The organism is Motilibacter rhizosphaerae, from assembly GCF_004216915.1.
In the GTDB taxonomy this organism is placed as follows: Bacteria; Actinomycetota; Actinomycetes; order Motilibacterales; family Motilibacteraceae; genus Motilibacter; species Motilibacter rhizosphaerae.
Genome location: NZ_SGXD01000001.1, coordinates 668,206 through 687,670, shown reverse-complemented (window position 1 = coordinate 687,670; position 19,465 = coordinate 668,206). Strand labels below are relative to the sequence as shown.

16 protein-coding genes and 2 tRNA genes are annotated in these 19,465 nt (G+C 76.3%); 6 read left to right on the top strand and 12 right to left on the bottom strand.

What is annotated here, in order from left to right:
• Positions 1-9: 9 nt before the first annotated feature.
• Positions 10-561 carry a flavoprotein gene (locus tag EV189_RS03075; protein ID WP_165400099.1) on the top strand — a complete coding sequence of 184 codons (552 nt, stop codon included), beginning with the start codon at positions 10-12 and terminating at the stop codon, positions 559-561.
• On the top strand, positions 554-1,036 hold the full coding sequence (locus EV189_RS03070) for a zinc metalloprotease (protein ID WP_130491449.1): 483 nt from the start codon (positions 554-556) through the stop codon (positions 1,034-1,036). The genes EV189_RS03075 and EV189_RS03070 overlap by 8 nt, the downstream gene beginning before the upstream one ends.
• On the opposite strand, the gene EV189_RS03065 is transcribed toward EV189_RS03070, so the two are convergent.
• Together EV189_RS03065 and EV189_RS03060 are read right to left on the bottom strand one after the other, a co-directional pair.
• The gene (locus EV189_RS03065) at positions 1,033-1,692 is read right to left on the bottom strand and encodes a response regulator (protein WP_130491448.1); all 660 of its coding nucleotides are present in this window, start codon (positions 1,690-1,692) and stop codon (positions 1,033-1,035) included. The two genes, EV189_RS03070 and EV189_RS03065, sit on opposite strands and share 4 nt — an antisense overlap.
• Positions 1,693-1,823: 131 nt before the next feature.
• Positions 1,824-2,369, bottom strand: coding sequence for a CGNR zinc finger domain-containing protein (locus EV189_RS03060; protein ID WP_130491447.1), 546 nt, complete (start codon positions 2,367-2,369; stop codon positions 1,824-1,826).
• A gap of 78 nt (positions 2,370-2,447) precedes the next feature.
• Between EV189_RS03060 and EV189_RS03055 the strand changes: the two genes are divergently transcribed.
• Positions 2,448-3,929, top strand: coding sequence for an MFS transporter (locus EV189_RS03055; RefSeq protein ID WP_231116013.1), 1,482 nt, complete (start codon positions 2,448-2,450; stop codon positions 3,927-3,929).
• 115 nt (positions 3,930-4,044) lie between these two features.
• Here the strand turns inward: EV189_RS03055 and EV189_RS03050 are convergent.
• The 3 genes from EV189_RS03050 to def all read right to left on the bottom strand — a co-directional run bounded on the left by EV189_RS03050 (position 4,045) and on the right by def (position 6,227).
• A tRNA-Ser gene (locus tag EV189_RS03050) sits at positions 4,045-4,135 on the bottom strand.
• A 23-nt stretch (positions 4,136-4,158) separates the two neighbouring features.
• Positions 4,159-5,610 (bottom strand): dihydrolipoyl dehydrogenase family protein, encoded by a 1,452-nt coding sequence (locus EV189_RS03045; RefSeq protein WP_130491446.1) that lies wholly within the window; start codon positions 5,608-5,610, stop codon positions 4,159-4,161.
• Positions 5,607-6,227, bottom strand: a complete 621-nt coding sequence (gene def, locus EV189_RS03040; RefSeq protein ID WP_130491445.1) for a peptide deformylase — start codon at positions 6,225-6,227, stop codon at positions 5,607-5,609. Before def ends, EV189_RS03045 begins: the two co-directional genes overlap by 4 nt.
• Before the next feature lie 36 nt (positions 6,228-6,263).
• On the opposite strand from def, the gene EV189_RS03035 reads away from it, so the two are divergent.
• A complete protein-coding gene (locus EV189_RS03035) occupies positions 6,264-7,082 on the top strand; it encodes an ROK family protein (RefSeq protein WP_130491444.1) in 819 nt (272 codons plus the stop codon).
• Between the two features lie 13 nt (positions 7,083-7,095).
• Here EV189_RS03035 and EV189_RS03030 read toward each other — a convergent pair whose 3' ends face one another.
• From EV189_RS03030 to EV189_RS03020, 3 genes are all read right to left on the bottom strand, one after another.
• On the bottom strand, positions 7,096-9,639 hold the full coding sequence (locus EV189_RS03030; RefSeq protein WP_130491443.1) for a putative bifunctional diguanylate cyclase/phosphodiesterase: 2,544 nt from the start codon (positions 9,637-9,639) through the stop codon (positions 7,096-7,098).
• Positions 9,640-9,666: 27 nt separating this feature from the next.
• Positions 9,667-11,109, bottom strand: coding sequence for a S8 family serine peptidase (locus EV189_RS03025; protein ID WP_130491442.1), 1,443 nt, complete (start codon positions 11,107-11,109; stop codon positions 9,667-9,669).
• Between the two features lie 450 nt (positions 11,110-11,559).
• On the bottom strand, positions 11,560-12,669 hold the full coding sequence (locus EV189_RS03020) for a Gfo/Idh/MocA family protein (protein ID WP_130491441.1): 1,110 nt from the start codon (positions 12,667-12,669) through the stop codon (positions 11,560-11,562).
• A 206-nt stretch (positions 12,670-12,875) separates the two neighbouring features.
• Here EV189_RS03020 and EV189_RS03015 point away from each other — a divergent pair, with 206 nt between their 5' ends.
• On the top strand, positions 12,876-13,898 hold the full coding sequence (locus EV189_RS03015) for a LacI family DNA-binding transcriptional regulator (protein WP_130491440.1): 1,023 nt from the start codon (positions 12,876-12,878) through the stop codon (positions 13,896-13,898).
• A 39-nt stretch (positions 13,899-13,937) separates the two neighbouring features.
• Here the strand turns inward: EV189_RS03015 and EV189_RS03010 are convergent, their stop codons facing one another.
• The 4 genes from EV189_RS03010 to EV189_RS02995 all read right to left on the bottom strand — a co-directional run bounded on the left by EV189_RS03010 (position 13,938) and on the right by EV189_RS02995 (position 17,649).
• Complete coding sequence (locus EV189_RS03010) at positions 13,938-15,356, bottom strand: hypothetical protein (RefSeq protein WP_130491439.1); 1,419 nt, start codon at positions 15,354-15,356, stop codon at positions 13,938-13,940.
• Between the two features lie 116 nt (positions 15,357-15,472).
• Positions 15,473-15,559: transfer RNA gene (locus tag EV189_RS03005), tRNA-Ser, on the bottom strand.
• An 8-nt stretch (positions 15,560-15,567) separates the two neighbouring features.
• Entirely contained in the window at positions 15,568-15,846 is a 279-nt protein-coding gene (locus EV189_RS03000; RefSeq protein ID WP_130491438.1) for a hypothetical protein, read from the bottom strand.
• Positions 15,847-15,861: 15 nt separating this feature from the next.
• Positions 15,862-17,649 (bottom strand): sensor domain-containing diguanylate cyclase, encoded by a 1,788-nt coding sequence (locus EV189_RS02995; protein WP_130491437.1) that lies wholly within the window; start codon positions 17,647-17,649, stop codon positions 15,862-15,864.
• 83 nt (positions 17,650-17,732) lie between these two features.
• On the opposite strand from EV189_RS02995, the gene yczR reads away from it, so the two are divergent.
• A complete protein-coding gene (yczR, locus tag EV189_RS02990; protein ID WP_130491436.1) occupies positions 17,733-19,193 on the top strand; it encodes a MocR-like transcription factor YczR in 1,461 nt (486 codons plus the stop codon).
• The last annotated feature ends 272 nt before the right edge of the window (positions 19,194-19,465 follow it).

Below are 19,465 nucleotides of genomic sequence, written 5' to 3'. Positions count from 1 at the left end.
CCACGTCGCGTGCTGCTGGGGGTCACCGGCTCCATCTCCGCCGCGCACACCCCCACGCAGGTCCTCGCCCTGCGCCAGCTGTTCGGCGCCGAGGTGCGCGTCGTGCTCACCCCTGCTGCCACGCAGTTCGTGGCTCCCCGGGCGTTGGCCGTGATGAGCGGGGCGGAGGTGCTGGGGGTCGAGGCACGGCCGGTCACGTCACCCGCCGTCGACCACGTCGAGGTCGCGTCGTGGGCGGACCTGCTGCTCGTCCTGCCTGCCACGGCGGACTTCCTGGCGCGGACGGCCGCGGGGACGGCTCCCGACCTGCTCGGCGCCGCCGTGCTCGCGGCGGCCTGCCCGGTCGTCGTGGTCCCGAGCATGAACCACGTCATGTGGAGGAAGCCCGTGGTGCAGCGCAATGCCGACCAGCTGCGCGCGGACGGCATCGGCGTCGTCCCGCCAGTGCACGGGGTCGCGCTCGCCGACGGCTCCTCGGGCGAGGGGGCGACGCCGCCGCTGACCGAGGTGCTCCGCTGGGTGGCTGCGTGGTCGCGCGAGCGGGAGGCCGTCAGTGCCTGAGGCGCGGCTGCAGCTGACCCGCCGCGCGGTCGCGGAGCACGCGATGCTCGTCGCGGGAGTCACGGGCGCCCTGCTGGTCCGCGGAGCGGGGAGTCGCGCCATGCTCGGCGGAGTGGCTGCGCTCGCGGCAGTCCTGACCTCGACGGCCGTGCACGAGGGCGCCCATGCGCTGGCCGCCCGGCTGCACGGCATCCGCGTGCACGGCCTGGTGGTGCGTGGGCTCGTCTCCGCCGCGGTACGCCGCTCCCCCGCCCACGATGCCCGTGGCCATGCGCTGACCTGCCTGGCAGGACCTGCAGCGAGCGGGGCGCTCCTCGCGGTCGCGGTGCCGCTCGCGCTCACCGCGCGAGGCGCCGTGTGGGGGACCTACGGGCAGGTGCTCGCCCTCGCGGACGCGGTGGCCGTGCTCGGGTCCGTGCTCCCGCTGCCGGGGACGGACGCGGCGCGCGCGCTCGCCGGACCCGTACGCGCCTAGGCGCTCTTCTGCACGTGCTTGGTCGCGAAGATCGCGGCCTGCGTGCGGCTCTCCAGCCCGAGCTTGCCGAGGATGCTCGACACGTGGTTCTTCACCGTCTTCTCGGCGAGGCCGAGGGTCTCCGCGATCGCGCGGTTGGTCATGCCCTCGGCGATGTAGCCGAGGATGCGGCGCTCCTGCTCGGTGAGGCTGCCGAGGCGGTCCGGCCGGCCACCTCCGCGCAGGCGGTCGATGACGCGTGCCGTGACGGCGGGGTCGAGCAGCGACTGGCCGGCGGCGACGCGGTGCACGGCCTCGACCAGGTCGTCGCCGCGCATCTGCTTGAGCAGGTAGCCCGAGGCGCCGGCCGTGAGCGCGGCGAACAGCGCCTCGTCGTCGTCGTACGACGTGAGGATGAGCACGTGGATCTCGGGGTGCGCGGAGCGCACGTCGCGCGCGACCTCGACGCCGCTGCCGTCGGGCAGGCGCCCGTCGAGCACGGCCACGTCGGGGAGCAGCGCGAGGATGCCGCGGCGCGCCTCGGCCGCGGTCCCCGCCTCGCCGACGACCTCGATGGAGGGGTCGCTCTCGAGCAGGTCGCGGAGGCCGCGGCGGACGATCTCGTGGTCGTCGAGCAGGAAGACGCGGACGGGCCGCGTACCAGCGGTCTGGACCATGGAGAGCCTTCCGGAGGGGCCCGGGAAGGTCGAAGGACCCGGGCACGACTACCCGGAGTGTCGGCAGTCACGCGGCGTACCTGAGTGCGCTGGACGGGGCAGGCCGTGCGACCACGCGGACGGCGCAGCGCTCAGGGCGCGGCGCGGCCCGTGCGCCGGGCGTAGGCGCGCCTCGTCTTGACGACGTTGCCGCACCCCGCCATCGAGCACCACCGCCCCGAGCGGTTGCGCGAGGTGTCGAGGAAGGCCCAGCGGCAGGAGTCGCGCGCGCACACCTTCAGCCGCTCCCAGCTGCCGTCCTCCTGCGCCGCTGCGACGGCGGCGAGCAGCCGGGCGAGCGCGAGGTCGACGGGCCGGGCGCCGGTCGCTCGCAGCCGCAGCCGGCCGTCGTGCTCCGGCACGAGGCGCAGGGGGACGGAGGCGAGCGCGGTCTCGAGCCGCGCGAGGCCGGCCTCGTCGACGTCGTGCCCGGCGTGCGCCTGCACGAGCTCGCGCAGGCCCTCGCGGAGGTCGTGCGCCAGGACGACGTCCGCCGCGGTCAGCCGGACGCCCGCTGGCAGCAGGCCGTGCTGCACGAACCACTCCGCCAGCGCCGCCGGGGTCCCCACCCGCTCGTCCGCGACCTGGTGCTCGTGGGTGTTGAGGAAGTCCTGCAGGAGCAGCGTCCCGTCGTCCATCACACCAGTATAAGCGGTTGACAGGTGTCACACCGGTGATGGACGGTGGTCGGTGTCACGAGGAGCAGGAGGTGCGCCGTGGCCGTCCAGCTGGCGCCGGCGGAGTCCGCACGGGTGTCCGACCGGCGGGCGTGGGCGGGGCTCGCCGTCCTCGTGCTCCCCTGCCTCGTCGTCTCGATGGACGCCCAGGTCCTCGACCTCGCCGTCCCCGCGCTCAGCGCCGACCTCCGGCCCAGCGGAGCCGAGCTGCTCTGGATCGTCGACAGCTACGCGCTGGTCGTGGCCGCCCTGCTCGTCCCCATGGGTGCGCTCGGCGACCGGGTGGGTCGGCGCAGGGTGCTGCTCTGGGGCGGAGCGTGCTTCGCGCTCGCCTCCCTGCTCGCCGCCAGCGCCTCGTCGCCACTGGTGCTCGTGCTCGCCCGCCTGCTGCTGGGCGCGTCCGGCGCCACGCTGATGCCCTCGACGCTCTCGCTGGTGCGCGCCCTGTTCCCCGACCCCGGCCGCCGCTCCGCCGCCCTGGGCGTGTGGGCCGCGAGCTTCGCCCTCGGCGGCGTCGTCGGGCCGCTGGTCGGTGGCGTCCTGCTCGCGGCGGCGTGGTGGGGCGCGGTCTTCCTCGTCGCCGTCCCCGTGATGGCGCTGCTGCTCGTCCTCGGCCCGGTCGTCCTCCCCGAGGTGCGCGAGCCGCACACGCGCCGGGTCGACCTGCCGAGCGTCGGGCTGCTCCTCGCGGCGGTCCTGCCCGCCGTCTGGGGCGTCGAGCAGGCCGGGCAGGACGGCGTGCGCACCGCGTACGCGCTGGCCGGGGCAGCGGGCGTCCTGGTCGGGGTCGCGTTCCTGCGGCGGCAGGCGCGCCTCGAGCACCCGCTGCTCGACCTCGACCTGCTGCGCCGCCGGGGCAGTGCGGTCCCGCTCGGCGTCAACGCCCTGGCGTTCGCCGTGCTCTACGCCACGGAGGTCCTCGTCTCTCAGTACCTCCAGCTCGTGCTGGGGATGTCGGCCCTGCGTGCGGCGGCCTGGGGCGTGCCGGGGGCCGCGGCGTACGGCGTCAGCTCGCTGCTCTGCCCGCTCGCCCTGCGCCGGGTCGGCCGCGTCCCCGTGCTCGCGGCCGGCCTGGTGCTGTCAGCGGTGGGATCCGGCGTGCTGGTGTCGCTGCCGTGGGGCGGCGGCCTGCCGGCCGTCGTCGGGAGCAGCGTCGTCGCCGCCGTCGGCCTCGCGCCCGTCTACGTCGTCACGACCGACGCGGTCGTGGCGAGTGCACCGGTCTCCCGCGCCGGAGCGGCGTCCGCCGTCTCCGAGGCCGGGGCGGAGCTGGGCGGCGCGCTCGGGATCGCCGTGCTGGGGAGCGCGAGCCTCGCGCTCTTCCGGTACGCCGCGCCCGGCGCCGGCACGACGCTCGCCGCCGCGGTGGCGGTGGACCCGGAGCGGGCCGGCCGCGCCGCTGCCGTCGCGCTCGCGGTGGTGGAGGGCCTGGGCGCGGTGGGGCTCGTCGGTGCCGCCGCCGCGGTGCTCGCCCTGCTCGGCCGCCGCCCGACCGCCGCCGCGCCCGCTCCTCCCCCGTGATCATGCAGGACCTGGGGCGGCGCGAGACGTGCATGATCACCGCCGAGGGCGGCGGGGGTGAGCAGAGACGGGTCCGGCCGCCGGGCACGCGATCGTGCCCGACGGCCGGGGGGTGCGGAGGCGGCGGGATTTGAACCCGCGAGAGGCTTGTAGGCCTCAACCCGCTTAGCAGGCGGGCGCCATAGACCGGACTAGGCGACGCCTCCAGCAGGAGCGAGGTTACCGCACCCTAGAGGCCGTACGCCTCCAGCAGCCGGAGCCACACCTCGCTCATGGTCGGGTAGGACGGCACCGCGTGCCACAGGCGCTCCAGCGGCACCTCGCCGACGACGGCGACGGTGGCCGAGTGGAGCAGCTCGGCGACGCCCGCGCCGACGAACGTCGCGCCCACGACGACGCGCCGGTCCTCGTCGACGACCAGGCGCGCCGTCCCGGAGTAGCCGTCGGCGAGCAGCGAGGCGCCGGCGACGGAACCCAGCTCGTAGTCGACCGCGCGCACGCGCAGGCCGCGGGACTGGGCCTCGGCGAGGGTCAGCCCCACCGACGCCACCTCGGGCACGGTGAACACCACCGACGGGGTCGCCGCGGCGTCGGCGCTCGCGGACGTCCTCGCCCAGCGCTCGCCGGTGAGCTGCTCGCCGCGCGCTCGCGCCGCGATCGCGTCTCCGCACGCCCGGGCCTGGTACTTGCCCATGTGCGTGAGCAGGTTGCGGCCGTTGACGTCTCCGACGGCGTACAGCCAGTCCGAGCCCGGGACCCGCAGCGTGTCGTCGACCTCGACGGCGTGCTCCGGGTCGATCCCGACGGACTCGAGCCCCACGTCGCGGGTACGCGGCCGCCGGCCCGTCGCGACGAGCACCTCCGCCGCGCGCACCTCACCGCCGCCGGCGAGCCCGAGGACCACCTCGCCGTCCTCGCGGCGGGCGGACTCGACGCTGACCCCGAGCCGGACGTCGACGCCGTGCTCGCGCAGCCCCGCGAGGACGAGCTCGCCGGCGAAGGGCTCCAGCCGGCCGAGGAGGCCCTGGTCGCGGACGAGCAGCGTGACGGTCGAGCCCAGCCCCTGCCACGCCAGTGCGAGCTCGCAGGCGACGACCCCGCCGCCGACCACGACGAGGCTCGCGGGCGGCTCCTTGGCGGACGTCGCCTCCCGGCTGGTCCACGGCTGCACGTCGGCGAAGGTGCCGGGGACCACGGCCGTCGAGCCGGTGGCCAGGACGACGGCGTGCCTCGCCCGCAGCGTACGGACCCCCTCGGCCGTCTCGACCGTGACCTCGCGCTCCCCGGAGAGGCGGCCGTGACCGCGCAGGACGCTGATGCCGGCGCCGTCGGCCCACGACACCTGGCCCGCGTCGTCCCAGTCCGAGGTGAACGACGTGCGCCGGGCGAGCACCGCCGCCACGTCCAGCTGGCCGCTGAGGGCGGCGCGCGCGCCGGGCAGGGCCCTGGCCTCGCTCAGCACCTGGGTGTCGCGCAGCAGCGCCTTGCTCGGCATGCACGCCCAGTAGGAGCACTCGCCCCCGAGCAGCTCACCCTCGACGAGCACGGCCTGCAAGCCGCCCTGGACGGCGCGGTCAGCGGCGTTCTCGCCCGCCGGACCACCACCGATGACGACGACGTCGGTCTCGACGACGCTGCTGCTGCCCCCACCGCTCTGCGGGGCACCGGTCTGGTCGCTCACACGCGCTCCTGCTCGTCTCGGGACCCGTCGCGGCGCTCATCTCGGGCGAGGTCGGACCACGCGGGTGAGCCCATCTCCTCCAGCAGCCGCTTGCGCGCCCGCCTGGGGAGCCGGTCCACGTAGACGATCCCGTCGAGGTGGTCGTACTCGTGCTGGAGGCAGCGGGCGATGAGCCCGGTCCCCTCGAAGGAGACGGGCTCGCCGTGCTCGTCGACGCCCGTCACGCGCGCCCACCCCGGGCGGGCCACCTCGTGCCAGGCGCCGGGCACCGACAGGCAGCCCTCCTCGCCGCTGTCGAGGTCGCGGCTGCGCTCGTCGACCTCGAGGACGGGGTTCACGACGACGCCCTTGGCGTGCGTGTCGTCGGGGCCGGGGCAGTCGATGACGAACAGCCGCAGCCCCACGCCCACCTGCGGCGCGGCGAGCCCGACGCCGTCGGCGGCCGCGAGCGTCTCCCACATCTTGTCGACGAGGTCGGCGAGCTCGTCGTCTAACGCCTCGACCGGCTGGGCCGGGGTCGACAGCACCGGGTCGCCGTAGCGGCGCACGAGCAGCCGCGGGCGGGACGTGCCCTCCGGCAGCCCCGTCTCCGGCAGCCCCGTCTCCGGCGCCGTCATGCCTGGTCCTCCCATGGCGCCACAGTAGTCTCGACTGTGCCCACCGCCTCCGGAGCCCGCACGCTCGTCGTCGACTGCGGGGGGACCGGCATCAAGGCGGGCGTCCTCGACCAGAGCGGCACGCTGGTCACCCCCCGGCGGCGGGTGGAGACGCCGTACCCCTGCCCCACGTCGGTGTTCGTCGCGACGATCGTCGAGCTGACGCGCGAGTTCGGGACGTGGGACCGCGTCTCCGTCGGCGTCCCGGGCGTCCTGCGGCAGGGCCGCGTCAAGCACACGCCCCACTTCGTGACGGTCGCCGGCCCCTTCAGCCCGCAGGACCCCGCCCTGGTCGAGGAGTGGCGCGACTTCGACGTCGAGGCCGCGCTCGCGGCGGCGCTCGGCGCGCCCGTCCGCGCGGTCAACGACGCGGAGATGCACGGCTGCGCGGTGATCGAGGGCCGCGGCTTCGAGGTCGTCATCACGCTGGGCACGGGGTTCGGGTTCGCGATGTTCGAGGACGGGCGACTGCTGCCGAAGATCGAGATGTCGGCGCACCTGCTGCGCAAGGGCGAGTCGTACGACGAGCGGCTCGGCAACCTCGCCCGCGCGCGGATCGGCCGCGAGCGCTGGAACGCGCGCGTCGCCGACGCCGTCTACGGCCTGCGCTGGGTGCTGTGGTGGGACCGGCTGTACGTCGGCGGCGGCAACGCCCGCCACCTGCGCGTGGACCTCGGCGCCGACGTGACGACCGTGCCGAACATCGCCGGCCTGCTCGGGGGGATCGCGCTGTGGGACGGGTCGAGCGCCCGGCTCAAGGGGTACGCGCCACGCCACTCCGGCGAGCTGGAACCCGAGCCAGAGCCCGACCTGTGACCCCGCGGAGCAGCTAGCCCCGCGAGACGAGCCGCAAAGGGTACGCCTTGCGCCGCACCGCCGCGTCCGGCGCGTCCACGGGGTGCCCGGGCGAGAGGGCGTTCTCGCGCATCCAGGCCGCCAGCCGCTCCGGCGGCAGCGGGCGGCTGAGGAAGAAGCCCTGCGCGACGTCGCACCCGAGGTCGGCGAGCTTGCGCCAGGTCAGCTTGTCCTCGATGCCCTCGGCGACGACGCGCTTGCCGAGGTCGTGCGCGAGCTTGACGATGGCGCCCACGACGGCGATGTCGTGCTCGTCGGTGGCCATGGCGAGGATGAAGGACTTGTCGATCTTCACCTCGGAGGCGGGCAGGTGGCGCAGCTGGCTGAGCGAGGACCACCCCGTACCGAAGTCGTCGACCGAGATCCGCACGCCCGACGCGACCAGCTGGTGCAGCGTGCCCATGCACCGCGGCAGGTCGCTCATGACGCTGGACTCGGTGAGCTCCAGCGTCAGCATCGCGGGGGCGACGCCCGTGCGCTCGAGCACGCGGGCCACCTGCTCGACGAAGCCGGGGTCGAGCAGCGCGCGCACGCTGATGTTGACGGCGACGGGGACGTGCTTGCCCTCGTCGAGCCAGGCGCGGCACTGGCGCAGGCTCGACTCGAGCACGACGCCCGTCAGCGGCTCGATGAGGCCGGAGCGCTCCGCGAGCGGGATGAAGTCGTCGGGCCCGACGATGCCGCGCGTCGGGTGGTGCCAGCGGACGAGGGCCTCGACGCCGGCGATCTCCTCGTCGTCCAGGCGCACCTTCGGCTGGTAGTAGACGACGAGCTCGGACTGGCGGAGGGCGTCGCGCAGCTCGGCGACGAGCGCGAGCCGGCGCGGCGTGCCGTCGTCCAGGGTGGAGTCGAAGACCCGGAGGTCGCGCCCGGCCTCCTTGGCGGCGTACATCGCGATCTCGGCGCGCTGCAGCAGCACCGCGGCGTCGTGCGCGTGCTCCGGCGCGAGGGCCACCCCGATCGAGGCGCCGACGTGGATCACCGCCTCCGCGAGCGGGACCGGCTCGGCGAGCGCCTCGACGATGCGCCGCGCGACCTGCTCGGCGACCGACTGCTCCGCCGTGTGGAGGAGGACGCCGAACTCGTCACCACCGAAGCGCGCCACGAGCGCGGCCTCGGGGAGGGCGGCGGAGAGCCGCTCGGCGACGAGGTGCAGCAACCGGTCGCCGCTGTGGTGCCCGAGCGCGTCGTTGATGTCCTTGAACTCGTCGAGGTCGAGCATGCACACGGCGGCGGGCTGCTTCCCGTCGAGCGCCGCGGTGAGCGCGTCGACGAACGCGACGCGGTTGCCGAGACCGGTGAGCGGGTCGTGCGTGGCGTCGTACTGCAGGCGCTCCAGGAGGTTGCTGTTCTCCAGTGCGAACCCGGCGTGCGCGGCGAGCGTCTCGAGCAGCTCGACGTCCGCCGGGCCGAAGGGGCGCACCTCCGCCAGGTGGTCGGTCACCTCGAGCGTGCCGATGATCCCCGCTTCACCGGAGAGCGCCACGACGATCGCCTCGCGGGCGCCGCGCTCGCGCAGCCAGCGCTGCAGCGCCGGGTCGTTCGTGCCCGAGGAGACGAGCCGCGGGGCACCGCTGCTGCGGACGAGCTCGTGGAGGACCCCGTCGCCCCCCGCCGGCACCTCGAAGCCGTCCTCCCACGAGCGCGCGGACCAGCCGTACGGGCTGTGCTCGTCGGGCGGCACGACGATGCGCGCCTCCTCGGCGTTGAGCACGTCGCGGACGCGCTGGAGCAGCGCCTCCAGCGCCTGCTGGCGGTCGGTGGAGGAACGGGCCGAGCGGGCCATCTCGTAGAGCCGCTCCAGCGCGAGGTGCCGCCCGAGCAGGCGCGAGTACGCCCGGTAGGCGAGGTAGATGACGACGGCCAGCGGGACGAGGAGCCAGCGCTGCCAGACCTGCCCCTGCAGCAGGGTGACGACGACGAGACCCGTGAGCACGCTCACCGCGCCGCTGAGGACGAGGGTCCAGAGCGCGAGCATGATCTGCCGCGAGGGGGGCCGGGCCTGCACCAGCGCGATGACGACCTGCACGACGACGAACTCGAACAGCGCGGCCGCCGCGGTGGAGACAGCGGCCGCTGCCGCTGCCGCAGCACCGTGGTGGCTGGTGTGCGTGTCGTCCGCCAGGACGTGGAAGCTGAGGACGGCGAGGGTGGTCGCGACGAGGTAGAGCGCGACGTTGAAGAACCACTTGTACGGCGGCAGCTTCCCCAGCACCCCGCCGATGCCGACGCCGAGCGTGCGGGCGAGCACCAGCCACACCGGCCCGGAGACGAGCAGGCCGACCACGAGAGGGATCTCGGCGAAGTGCACGACGAGCGTCTGCCGGCGGACCTCGAGCTTGAGCACGAGCATGTCCGCGAGCAGGAAGGCGACGGTCAGCCAGAGCAGGTCCCACGGCCGTCCGCTGCCCGGGACGACGTCCACCGCGAGGGCGATGAGCGCGACGGCCGCGATGCTCAGGAGGCCCGTGAGCGCGTGGGGGCCGTAGCGCGGCAGTGCCGCACGCCAGCTCTCCACGGGACCTCCTCGACGTTCAGCCCCTCACTATCGCCATCCGGCGCCCCGCCAGCCCGCGCCACGCCAGCCGGCGCCCCGCCAACCTGCGCCGCGCCACCCGGCGCCACGCCAGCCAGCTCCGCGCCACCCGGCGCCACGCCAGCCCGCACCGCGCCAGCCTGCGCCGCGCCAACCCGCGCCGCGCCAACCGGCTCCGCGCCAACCGGCTCCGCGCCAACCCGCTCCGCGCCAGCCCGCTCCGCGCCAGCCCGCACCGCGCCAGCCCGCGCCGCGCCAGCCCGCGCCGCGCCAGCCCGCGCCGCGCCAGCCCGCGCCGCGCCAGCCCGCGCCGCGCCAGCCCGCGCCGCGCCAACCCGAGCCGCGCCAGCCCGCGCCGTACCCGGCAGTGTGCGCGTCATCACCGATCGTTGTCGAGGCGCTTCCGCGCACGCCTGCAGGAGCGGCGGTCGCGGCCAGCGCGGCGGCGACGTCGGCCTGCCCGACCGGTACGCCGGCGACGACGGGCGAGGAGGTCCCGACGAGCAGCGCCTTGACCTGGTCGGGGGTGAGGTCGGGCCGCGCGGAGAGGAGCACGGCGACGGCGCCGCTCACGACGGCGGTGGCGTGGGAGGTGCCGGAGCCGCGCAGCCAGCGGGTGCCGATGAGCGCCTGCGGGTGCTGGGCGGCGAGCGCCGAGCCGGGGCTGCGCAGGCCGAGGATGCGCTCGCCGGGAGCGAGCAGGTCGGGAGCGCGCGTCGCGTCGCCGGTGGAGGTTGCGGCGAGCAGCCCGGTGCTGCCCGTCGCACCGACGGCGATGACGGCGGCGTCAGCGGCAGGAGCGTCGACGGGCGCGCCGGCGCCGGAGTTGCCCGCCGCAGCCACGACGACGATGCCGGCGGCCACCGCCCGGCGGGCGGCGGCCTGCACGGCCGCGGCACCCGGGGCGCCGGCGGGCACACCGGCGGAGAGGTTGAGGACGCGGATGTTCCGGCCGCCGGTGTGGGCGTGACCCACGGTCCAGTCGATGCCTCGCACGATGTCAGTCGCGCTCACCGCGCCCGCGCGCCCGGAGAGGCGGACGTCGACGAGGCGCGCGCCGGGCGCGACACCCTCCGCCTGTCCGCCGCGACCGGCGATGAGCCCGGCCATGACCGTGCCGTGGCCGTACGCGTCGCCACGCGCCCCGCCGGCGGCGTCGAAGCCGCGCAGCACCTGGCCGGGGGAGTCCAGCCCGGGCACCCGGGCGATGCCGGTGTCGACCACGGCGACGTCCACGCCGGCTCCGGTGGCGCCGGCGCGCCAGGCGGCGGGGGCGTCGACCCGGGCGGCGACGGCGGCGGGCGACAGGCCCGTACCCGCAGCGGTGGAGGCGGAGCCGAGCCAGCGGCCGGGGGACGGAGCGGGTGCCGCGGGGGCGGCGGCGACGAGCATCGCGGCGATCGCGGAGGCGCCGACGAGGGCAGCTGTGCGCGAGTACGGGGAAGCAGTCATGGGGGGCCTCTACCTCTCATGCCGACGCTGTGCGCCCGCCTCGTACCCGACAAGAAGGGTTTCGGCCCCCCGTGAGCCGGCGCTGGAGGCCCCCAACGAGTGAGCACCCAGCGCACGTGTCAAGACCCTCGAAGGAACGTCACTCCATCGGGTCTGGTCACGCATCGATCATGCTAGGTGACCCGATGTGTCCGACGGGAGTACTTCTCACGAAATTCTCACGCGTTGTCGCTGTCGCGCTGACGCTGTGTCAGGCATTTCGTTGCGGATCGAACCAGAACCGGCACGCACCGCGCAGGACCGGACGAGGCACGAGCGACAGCATGGTCACCGAGAGCACTGGGCGGAGCACGACCCGGAGCACTGGCGGACGGCGCACTCGGCACAGCACGACGCCCCGGGGCGACGGCGGGGCGTCGCTCCCGGGGCGGCACGAGAGGAGGAGGGCGGCTACGCGGTGAGGTCGGTGAGCGGCACCAGCGCCGGCCGCTCGACGGAGGACGCGATCTCGACCGCGCGGCCGGCCTCCGCCGACGCCGCGAAGGCCTCCATCACCTCGAGCACGTGCGCGGCGAGCTCGGCGGAGGCCCGGTGGGGCTGGCCGGCCTGAACCGCGTGGTGCAGGTCCGCGACCCCGCAGCCGCGCTGGGTGTCGAGGTAGCCCGCGCTCGGGGCGACGACCTCCCGCTCCTCCGCCGCCGTCCCGCGCAGCCGCACCTCGCCCGCGTGCCGGTTGGGGTCGGGCACCGACAGCGAGCCGGCGCTGCCGTGCACCTCGATCGGGGGCAGCGAGTGGTGCGCCACGTCGAAGCTCATGAGCAGGGTGCTGAGCGCCCCGCTGTCGTGCTCGAGCACGCCGGTCGCGTGCGTGTCGACGGTGACGTCGAAGCTCGTGCCGGCCTTGGGCCCGCTGCCGATCGTGCGCTGCTCGCGCAGCCGGCTGCTCGCGCCGATGACGCGGCGCACCGGGCCGAGCAGGTGGACCAGCGAGCTCAGGTAGTACGGGCCCATGTCGAACAGCGGCCCCGCCCCCGGCGCGAACAGGAAGGCGGGGTCCGGGTGCCACCCCTCCGGGCCCGGGCTGGCGAAGAAGGCCGTCGCGGCGAGCGGCGTGCCGATGCCGCCGGCGTCGACGACCTGGCGCGCGGTCTGGATGCCCGTGCCGAGGACGGTGTCGGGGGCGCAGCCGACGCGCACGCCGGCCGCGCGCGCGGCCTCGAGCACCTGCTCGGCCTGCACGGAGGTCGCGGCCAGCGGCTTCTCGCCGTAGACGTGCTTGCCCGCGGCGACGGCCGCGAGCGCCACCTCGGCGTGCGCCGCGGGGATCGTGAGGTTGAGGACCAGGTCGACGTCGTCCGCCGCGAGCAGCTCCTCCACCGTCGCCGGGCGGGAGGAGGTCTCCTGCGCAGCGGCCCGCGCGCGCTCCGGGTCCAGGTCGGCGACGGCGGTGATGCTCACGCCGCGGACGGCCGCCAGCGTCGTGAAGTACGCGCTGCTGATCTTGCCGCAGCCGACCACGCCCACGCGCAGGTCGGGAGCGGTCGTGTCCTGCAGCGTCATGGGGCCCTCCGGGGCGGTCCGAGCGGATCCAGCGGCAGATCCGATGCAGATCCTGCGGCGGACCAGCAGGTCCGCGACGAGCGGCCGAGCAGCCCGGTGGCGGGCGTCGGCACCAGCACGGCAGACTGCCAGACGCGCCCCGTACCGTCAACGCGCAAACTCGGTGCGGTGTTGCGCAAAACACAGGGGTCGACCAGACTGGGCGCATGCCGCCGACCGGAGCACCCGCGCCCACCCTCGCGGACGTGGCGCGCCTCGCGGCGGTGACGGTGCCCACGGTCTCCAAGGTCCTCAACGGGCGCAGCGACGTCTCGGACGCGACCCGCCGCCGGGTGCTGGCGGCCGTCGCGGAGGTCGGCTACGCCCACGTCCCGCGCCGGCGCAGGGCCGCCGCCCCGCCGCCCGACCCCGCCACCACCCTCGTCGACCTCGTCGTCAACGGGGTCGAGGGCTCCTGGGCCAACCGCGTCCTCGGGGGCGTGGAGGACGCCGCCCGCGAGGCCGACCACGACGTCGTCGTCACGCTCGCGCGCCCCGAGGACCCGCCCGGGCGCGGCTGGGTCGACCGGCTCGTCGGCCGGCGCTCGCGGGGCGCCGTGCTCGCGCTGTTCGGTGCGGGCGCGGGCGAGCGGGAGGCCCTGGCCGCCTCGGGCATCCCCGTCGTGCTGCTCGACCCCGACGTCGAGCCGCCGGAGGGCGTGCCGAGCGTGGGCGCGACCAACTGGTCCGGCGGCCGCAGCGCGGCCACGCACCTGCTCGGCCTCGGGCACCGGCGGCTCGCGGTCATCAGCGGCGGCGAGCACCTCAACAGCCGCGCGCGCGTCGACGGGTTCCGCTCCGCCGTCGACGCCGCCGCCCCCGTCGTGGTGTCGGCCTGCTGGTCGCAGGAGCGGGCCGAGGACGTCGCGCACGAGCTGCTGGCGTCTGCGGACCGGCCCACCGGGGTCTTCGCCTGCTCCGACGTCATGGCCCGGGGCGTCTACCAGGCCGCGGCCCGGCTCGGCCTGCGGATCCCCGACGACCTCAGCGTGGTCGGCTTCGACGACCTGCCGGAGGCGAGCTGGCTCGTCCCCGGCCTGACGACCGTCCGCCAGCCGGTGCACGAGATGGCGGCGACGGCCCTGCGGCTGCTGCTCCGCCTGCAGGGCGGCTCGGGCGGCGAGTCGACCCGGATCGAGCTCGCGACGTCGCTGGTCGTGCGCGGGAGCACCGCCGCCCCGGTCGGCTGAGCGCTGCCGGTCGAGGTCTCCCGGGTCAGCGCACCCGGGTCAGCGCACCCGGAGGGAGGCGGACCCGGACGCGGAGCCGGTCACCTGCGCGGTCACCGTGCGCCGGCCCGCCTTCCCGCGCGGCACGCGCAGCGTCACGGTGCCCGCGGACGAGGTCGTGCCGTGCACGCCGCCCACGGCGACCCGCGCGTGCGCCACGGGCGTACCCGCGTCGGTCACGCTGACGACGACGCTGCCGCCGGCGGCCGGGACGCTGACCGGCCGCACCGCGACCTGGAGACCGGCCAGCAGGCGCGTGGACCAGACGGCATTGCCAGCGTTGACGACGAGGTCGAGCGGCCCGTACGCGACGCCGACCCCGCCGTCGCCCGCGGTGCGCGTCGGGGTGTCGGGTCCCGCCCGGTGGACGAGCGCGCCGAAGCGGGTCACCCCCGGGTCGGTGCGCGTCGCCCAGACCGAGCCCCCCTCGACCCACCACACCCAGAGCCGGCCGCCGGGGGCGGGGCTGACCCCGGCGTACTGGACGCGGGCGGAGCGCCGCAGGGTCAGCTGGCGGGTGCCGTCCACCTGCGCGAGGACGAGCGTGCGGCCGCCCGCCCCGGCGTACGCGGTCCAGACGCCGCCGCCGACCCGGGCGGCGAGGGGCACGCGCGGGTCCGGCTGCGTCGAGCTCGGCGCGCCGCCCTCCTGGTAGACCGAGGACGCCAGGTGCCGCAGCGGACCCACCTCGGGCAGGACCTCCTGGGTGTACACGCCCTGGCCGCTCCCGGACGTGCCGTCGTACCAGCCGGCCCACACCCGGCCCGCCGCGTCGCGGACGAGCGCCGCGTCCTCGGCGGTGCCGGTGGCCGGACCGGAGGTGTCCGGCACAGCGGTCGGGAGGGCCCCGTCGTAGCCGTGGTGCAGGGTGACGGCGGCGCCGTCGCTCCTGGTGAAGGCGACGACGGGGGAGCCGGTGCCGTCGTCGAGCGCCGAGAGGCCCGAGTCCCCGGCGGCGTCCTGCGAGACCGACAGCGCGCCGGGCTGCAGCGCCCAGCTCCTGCCGTCGGCGGCGGTGAGCAGCGACACCACGCCGTTGCGCGGGTTGGTGCTGGCGAGGTCCTGGTTGCCGGACACGGCGACCGCGGGCGTCCCCGCGAGCAGGAACGCCGCGGGGTCGGCCCCGAGGTCGCTCCACGTCGGGCCGGTGCCCCCCTGCGCGTCGGGCACCGCCCTGGCGGACACGAGCCGCGTGTGGAGGGTGCTCCCGGCGCCCGCGACGGTCTCGGTCCAGGCGACGAGCAGCTCCCCGCTCCCCGTCCGCACGACCGAGGGCCCGTAGCTCGTGTTGACGTAGCCCGCGGAGAGCCGGTGCCACGGGCTGGCCGCGCGGGCCGGCGCCGCCAACGGGAGGGCAGCCGCTGCGAGGGCGGGGGCCGCCAGCAGGACGGCGAGCGAGCGGGAGGACGAGACCGGCATGCGGGCGCTCCGGGGTTCGCCGCAGCCGTGCGCTGCGGACTCCGTGGACGCTAGCGGCGCGCGGTCCCCCGCGGGGCCCCTCGCCGGCCGTGCTGCCCGAGGAGGCAGGGAGCGGGCGGAGGGCGGGGGATTCGAACCCCCGAGGAGCTCGCGCCCCTAGCGGTTTTCAAGACCGCCGCAATCGGCCGCTCTGCCAGCCCTCCAGGTGCGGTCATCCTGCCAGAGGCGCTCGCGGCGACGGCCGGCTCACGCTCCCGTCAGCCCGCGCGCCGCTCGAGGGGTCGGCCACGCCCTCCAGCTGGCGGGACAGCACCTCGAGGGTCCTGGAGATGGCCCCGAGCATCCCGACGAGGCGGCGGAGCAGCAGCGCCGCACTGACCAGGACCAGCGCCGCCACGGCGGCGAGCACCCTCCCCGGCCCTTCGAGGGACCAGGTCGTGAGCAGCACCACGACCGCGGAGTCCAGCGCGACCCACGTGAACACCGTCACGGCGGTCGTCCGAGGTCAGACGGGCAGGGCCTCCACGACCTCGCCGGAGTGGACGACCCTGTTGCGCCCGGAGCGCTTGGCGGCGTACAGCGCGGCGTCGGCGGCGGCGAGGACGTCCTCGTACCCCGCCATCGCGTGGTTGACGGTAGCAACGCCGATCGACACGGTCACCGTCGGGTACGCCTTGGGTCCCGCGCACGCGGCCACGGCCTCGCGCAGCCGCTCGGCGACGAGGACGGCGGCGTCGAGGTCGGTCTCGGGGAGGACGACGACGAGCTCCTCACCGCCGTACCGGTAGGCGCTGTCGGAGGTGCGCAGGCCGTCGAGCACGATGCCGCCGACGAGGCGCAGCCACGCGTCGCCGACCGCGTGGCCGGCGGTGTCGTTGACGCGCTTGAAGTGGTCGACGTCGAGCAGCGCGACCGAGAGCGGGCGGTCGTAGCGGCGCGAGCGGGTGAACTCGACCGGCAGCTCGGCGTCGAGGCTGTGCCGGTTGCGCAGGCCGGTCAGCGCGTCGCCGCGCGCCTGCTCGAGCGTCTGGGCGTGCAGGCGCGCGGACTGCAGGGCGACGGCGGCGAAGCGGGCGAGCGCCTCGAGCACGGAGTCGACCTGCGCGGAGTCCTCGTCGTCCCAGGCCTCGTCGAGCACGTCGAGCACGCCGACCACGCGGCCGGCGACGACCAGCGGGAAGGAGGCGCGGTCGCCCTGGCGCACCGAGCGGGCCTCGACCGCGGCGCGCTGGACCGGCCCGGGCGGCGCGCCCTCGGGGACGGGCGCCGTGCTGCTCTCGGGCAGCACGGGGACGAACGCCTCCCCCTCGCGCTCCTCCAGCCACACGACGGCGGACACGCGGCCCAGCTCGATGGCGGCGGCGGCGACGGTCTGGGCGACCTGGTGCGGGCTGGGCGACCCGGCCGTCGCGCGGGCGACGCCGAGGACCACCTGCAGCCGGGACCCGTGGCGCAGGGCCGACTCCTCCCGCAGCATCCCCTGGGCCTGCTCGCGCTCGAGGCGGCGGGCGAGCGCGCCGATCCCCTCGCCGAGCCGGGCCAGCTCGGGGACGTCGAGCTCCGGCGGCTGCACGCCGAGCTCGCCGCGCAGCACGCGGTCCATGGTCGTGACGAGGCCCTGCACGGGCTCGTCGACCAGGCGCTCCAGCCGGCGGCGGCGGCGCAGGTCGACGACGAGCACGCCCATGACGAGCGAGGCGACGACGGCGCCGGTGCCGCGTACCAGCAGGTCCTGACGGCGCAGGAGGCTGTCGCGGCTGGCGAGCGCCTGCTTGATCGCGGTGTCCTGCGCCTGGCGGTAGCGCTCGAAGGCCGTGGAGTCGTCGGCGAGCAGCGGGCGCAGCTGGGCCGTGGTCGGTGTCGCCGCTGCCGGGGCGTCAGCGGCGGACCAGACCCTGCCCCACAGCGCGGACTGCACGAGCATGGTGACGAGCGAGCCGTCCGGGACGCCGCTGGCGCCGGCGACGAGCGAGCGGCCGCAGTCCTCGACCCGGGCGGCGGCGGCGCGCTGCTGCGCGAGCGGGGCGGCGTCGCCGGTCGCGGCCCAGGTCCGCAGAGAGCCCTCCCGGTCGGTCATCGCCACCTGCAGGCAGCGCAGCTCGCTGACCGTCGACTGCACGCGGGAGAGCTGCGGACCGAGCCCGAACTGGAGGTACGCGGTGGAGCAGGTCACGGTCGCGAGCAGCAGCCCGAGCACGCCCGCGAGCAGCCGCCAGCTCGCCCGCAGCTCGCCCTGGAGGCCAGGTGAGCGGGGGCGCGACGGCTCCTCGGCGGGAGCGGGTGCGGACCTCACGCCCGCCATTCGGCAGGAGGTGCGGCCTCCTGAGGTCCTTCTCGGCCCGGTGGCCGCGGCCCGCGGGGTGGCACGATGCGCCCATGATGCGATCGGTCCCCGCGGCGCGGCTGGTCGTGCTGCTCGGGGACTGGCGGGCGGAGCACGGCCTGGCCCGTCGCCCGCTGGCCGAGCGGCTCGGCGCCGGCCTGCGCGCCCTCGTGCTGGACGGCCGGCTCCCGGTCGGCGTGCGCCTGCCGGCCGAGCGCGACCTCGCCACCGCTCTCGGGGTGAGCCGCGGGGTGGCGGCCGCGGCGTACGACGGGCTGCGCGACGCCGGTCTGCTCCAGCGGCGGGTCGGGGCGGGCAGCTTCACCGCGCTGCCCGAGGACGCGGTCGTCCCGGCCGGGGGCTGGGGCCCGCGCATCGGTGGCGAGGGCGACGTCGTCGACCTCACGATGGCGACGATGGCCGCGCCCGTCGGTGCCGTCCTCGAGGCGACCCGCTGGGCGGCCGACGCTCTCCCGGCGCAGCTCGGTGGCACCGGCTACGACCTGCTCGGCCTGCTCGAGCTGCGCGTCGCCGTCGCCGAGCGGTACGCCGCGGCGGGCGTCCCCACGACCCCTGACCAGGTCCTCATCACCACGGGCGGCCAGGCAGCGGTCGACCTCGTCGCCCGCACGCTGCTCGCACCGGGGGACGCGGCGCTGCTGGAGAGCCCGGCGTACCCGAACGCGATCGACGCGCTGCGCACGGCCCGGGCGAGGCTGCAGCCCGTCCCCGTCGACCAGGAGGAGGGCTGGGACGCCGGCCTGCTCGTCGACGCGCTGCGGCGCGGGCCGCGGCTGGCGTACCTCGTGCCCGACTTCCAGAACCCCACCGGATGCGTCATGCCGGCGGAGACGCGGCAGCGGGTGCTCGACATGGCCCGGCGGGCGGGCAGCCTGCTCGTCGTCGACGAGGCGCTCATCGACGTCGCGCTCGAGGGCGAGCGCCCGGACCACACGGCGGCGCTCGCCAGCGGGGCAGCGGGCGGGTCGCTGCTGACGATCGGCTCGCTCAGCAAGCCGGTCTGGGGCGGGCTGCGCGTGGGATGGGTACGCGCCGACCCCACGCTCGTGCGGCGCATCGCGGATGTGCGCGCCGCGTCCGACATGGGCCCGCCCGTGCTCGGCCAGCTCGTCGCCGTGCACCTGCTGCGCATCCTCGACGACGTCCTCGCCGAGCGACGGACGGTCCTCCGCGCGCAGCGCGACGCGCTCGTCGCCGCCCTGGCCGCGCACCTGCCGGAGTGGCGGGTGCGCCCGCCGCGCGGCGGGATGTCGCTGTGGATCTCCCTCGACGTCCCCGCGAGCACGGCCCTCGCGGCAGCGGCGCCGGACCGGGGGCTGCGGCTCGCGGCCGGCCCGCGGTTCGGGCTCGACGGCAGCTTCGACCGCTTCCTGCGCCTGCCGTTCACGCACCCGGAGCCCGTGCTCGTCGACGCCGTCGAGCGGCTGGCCGCGCTGTGGCCGGCGGTGGCGGGGCGGGGGACGGCCGGCACGCCGCCGCGCGTCCTCGTCTGACCGCGCCGGCGCCGGCGCCGGCTCCGCGCTCAGCTCTCCCCGTGATCATGCACATCGTGGGTCGAGGCCCGCCCTCACGTCCGCGCTCCTCCCCGTGATCATGCACATCGTGAGGGGTGGACAGCGGGCGAGCGGGCCCGCGGAAGCGCACACTCGGGGTGCTATCGTCCGCAACCGTGACCAACCGGGCGTGCTGTCCCCACTAGCTCGCCCACCCCTGCCCGTGGACGAGCGACGCTCGGCGGGCAGTGGCGCTGCCCGCGGTGCCCAGC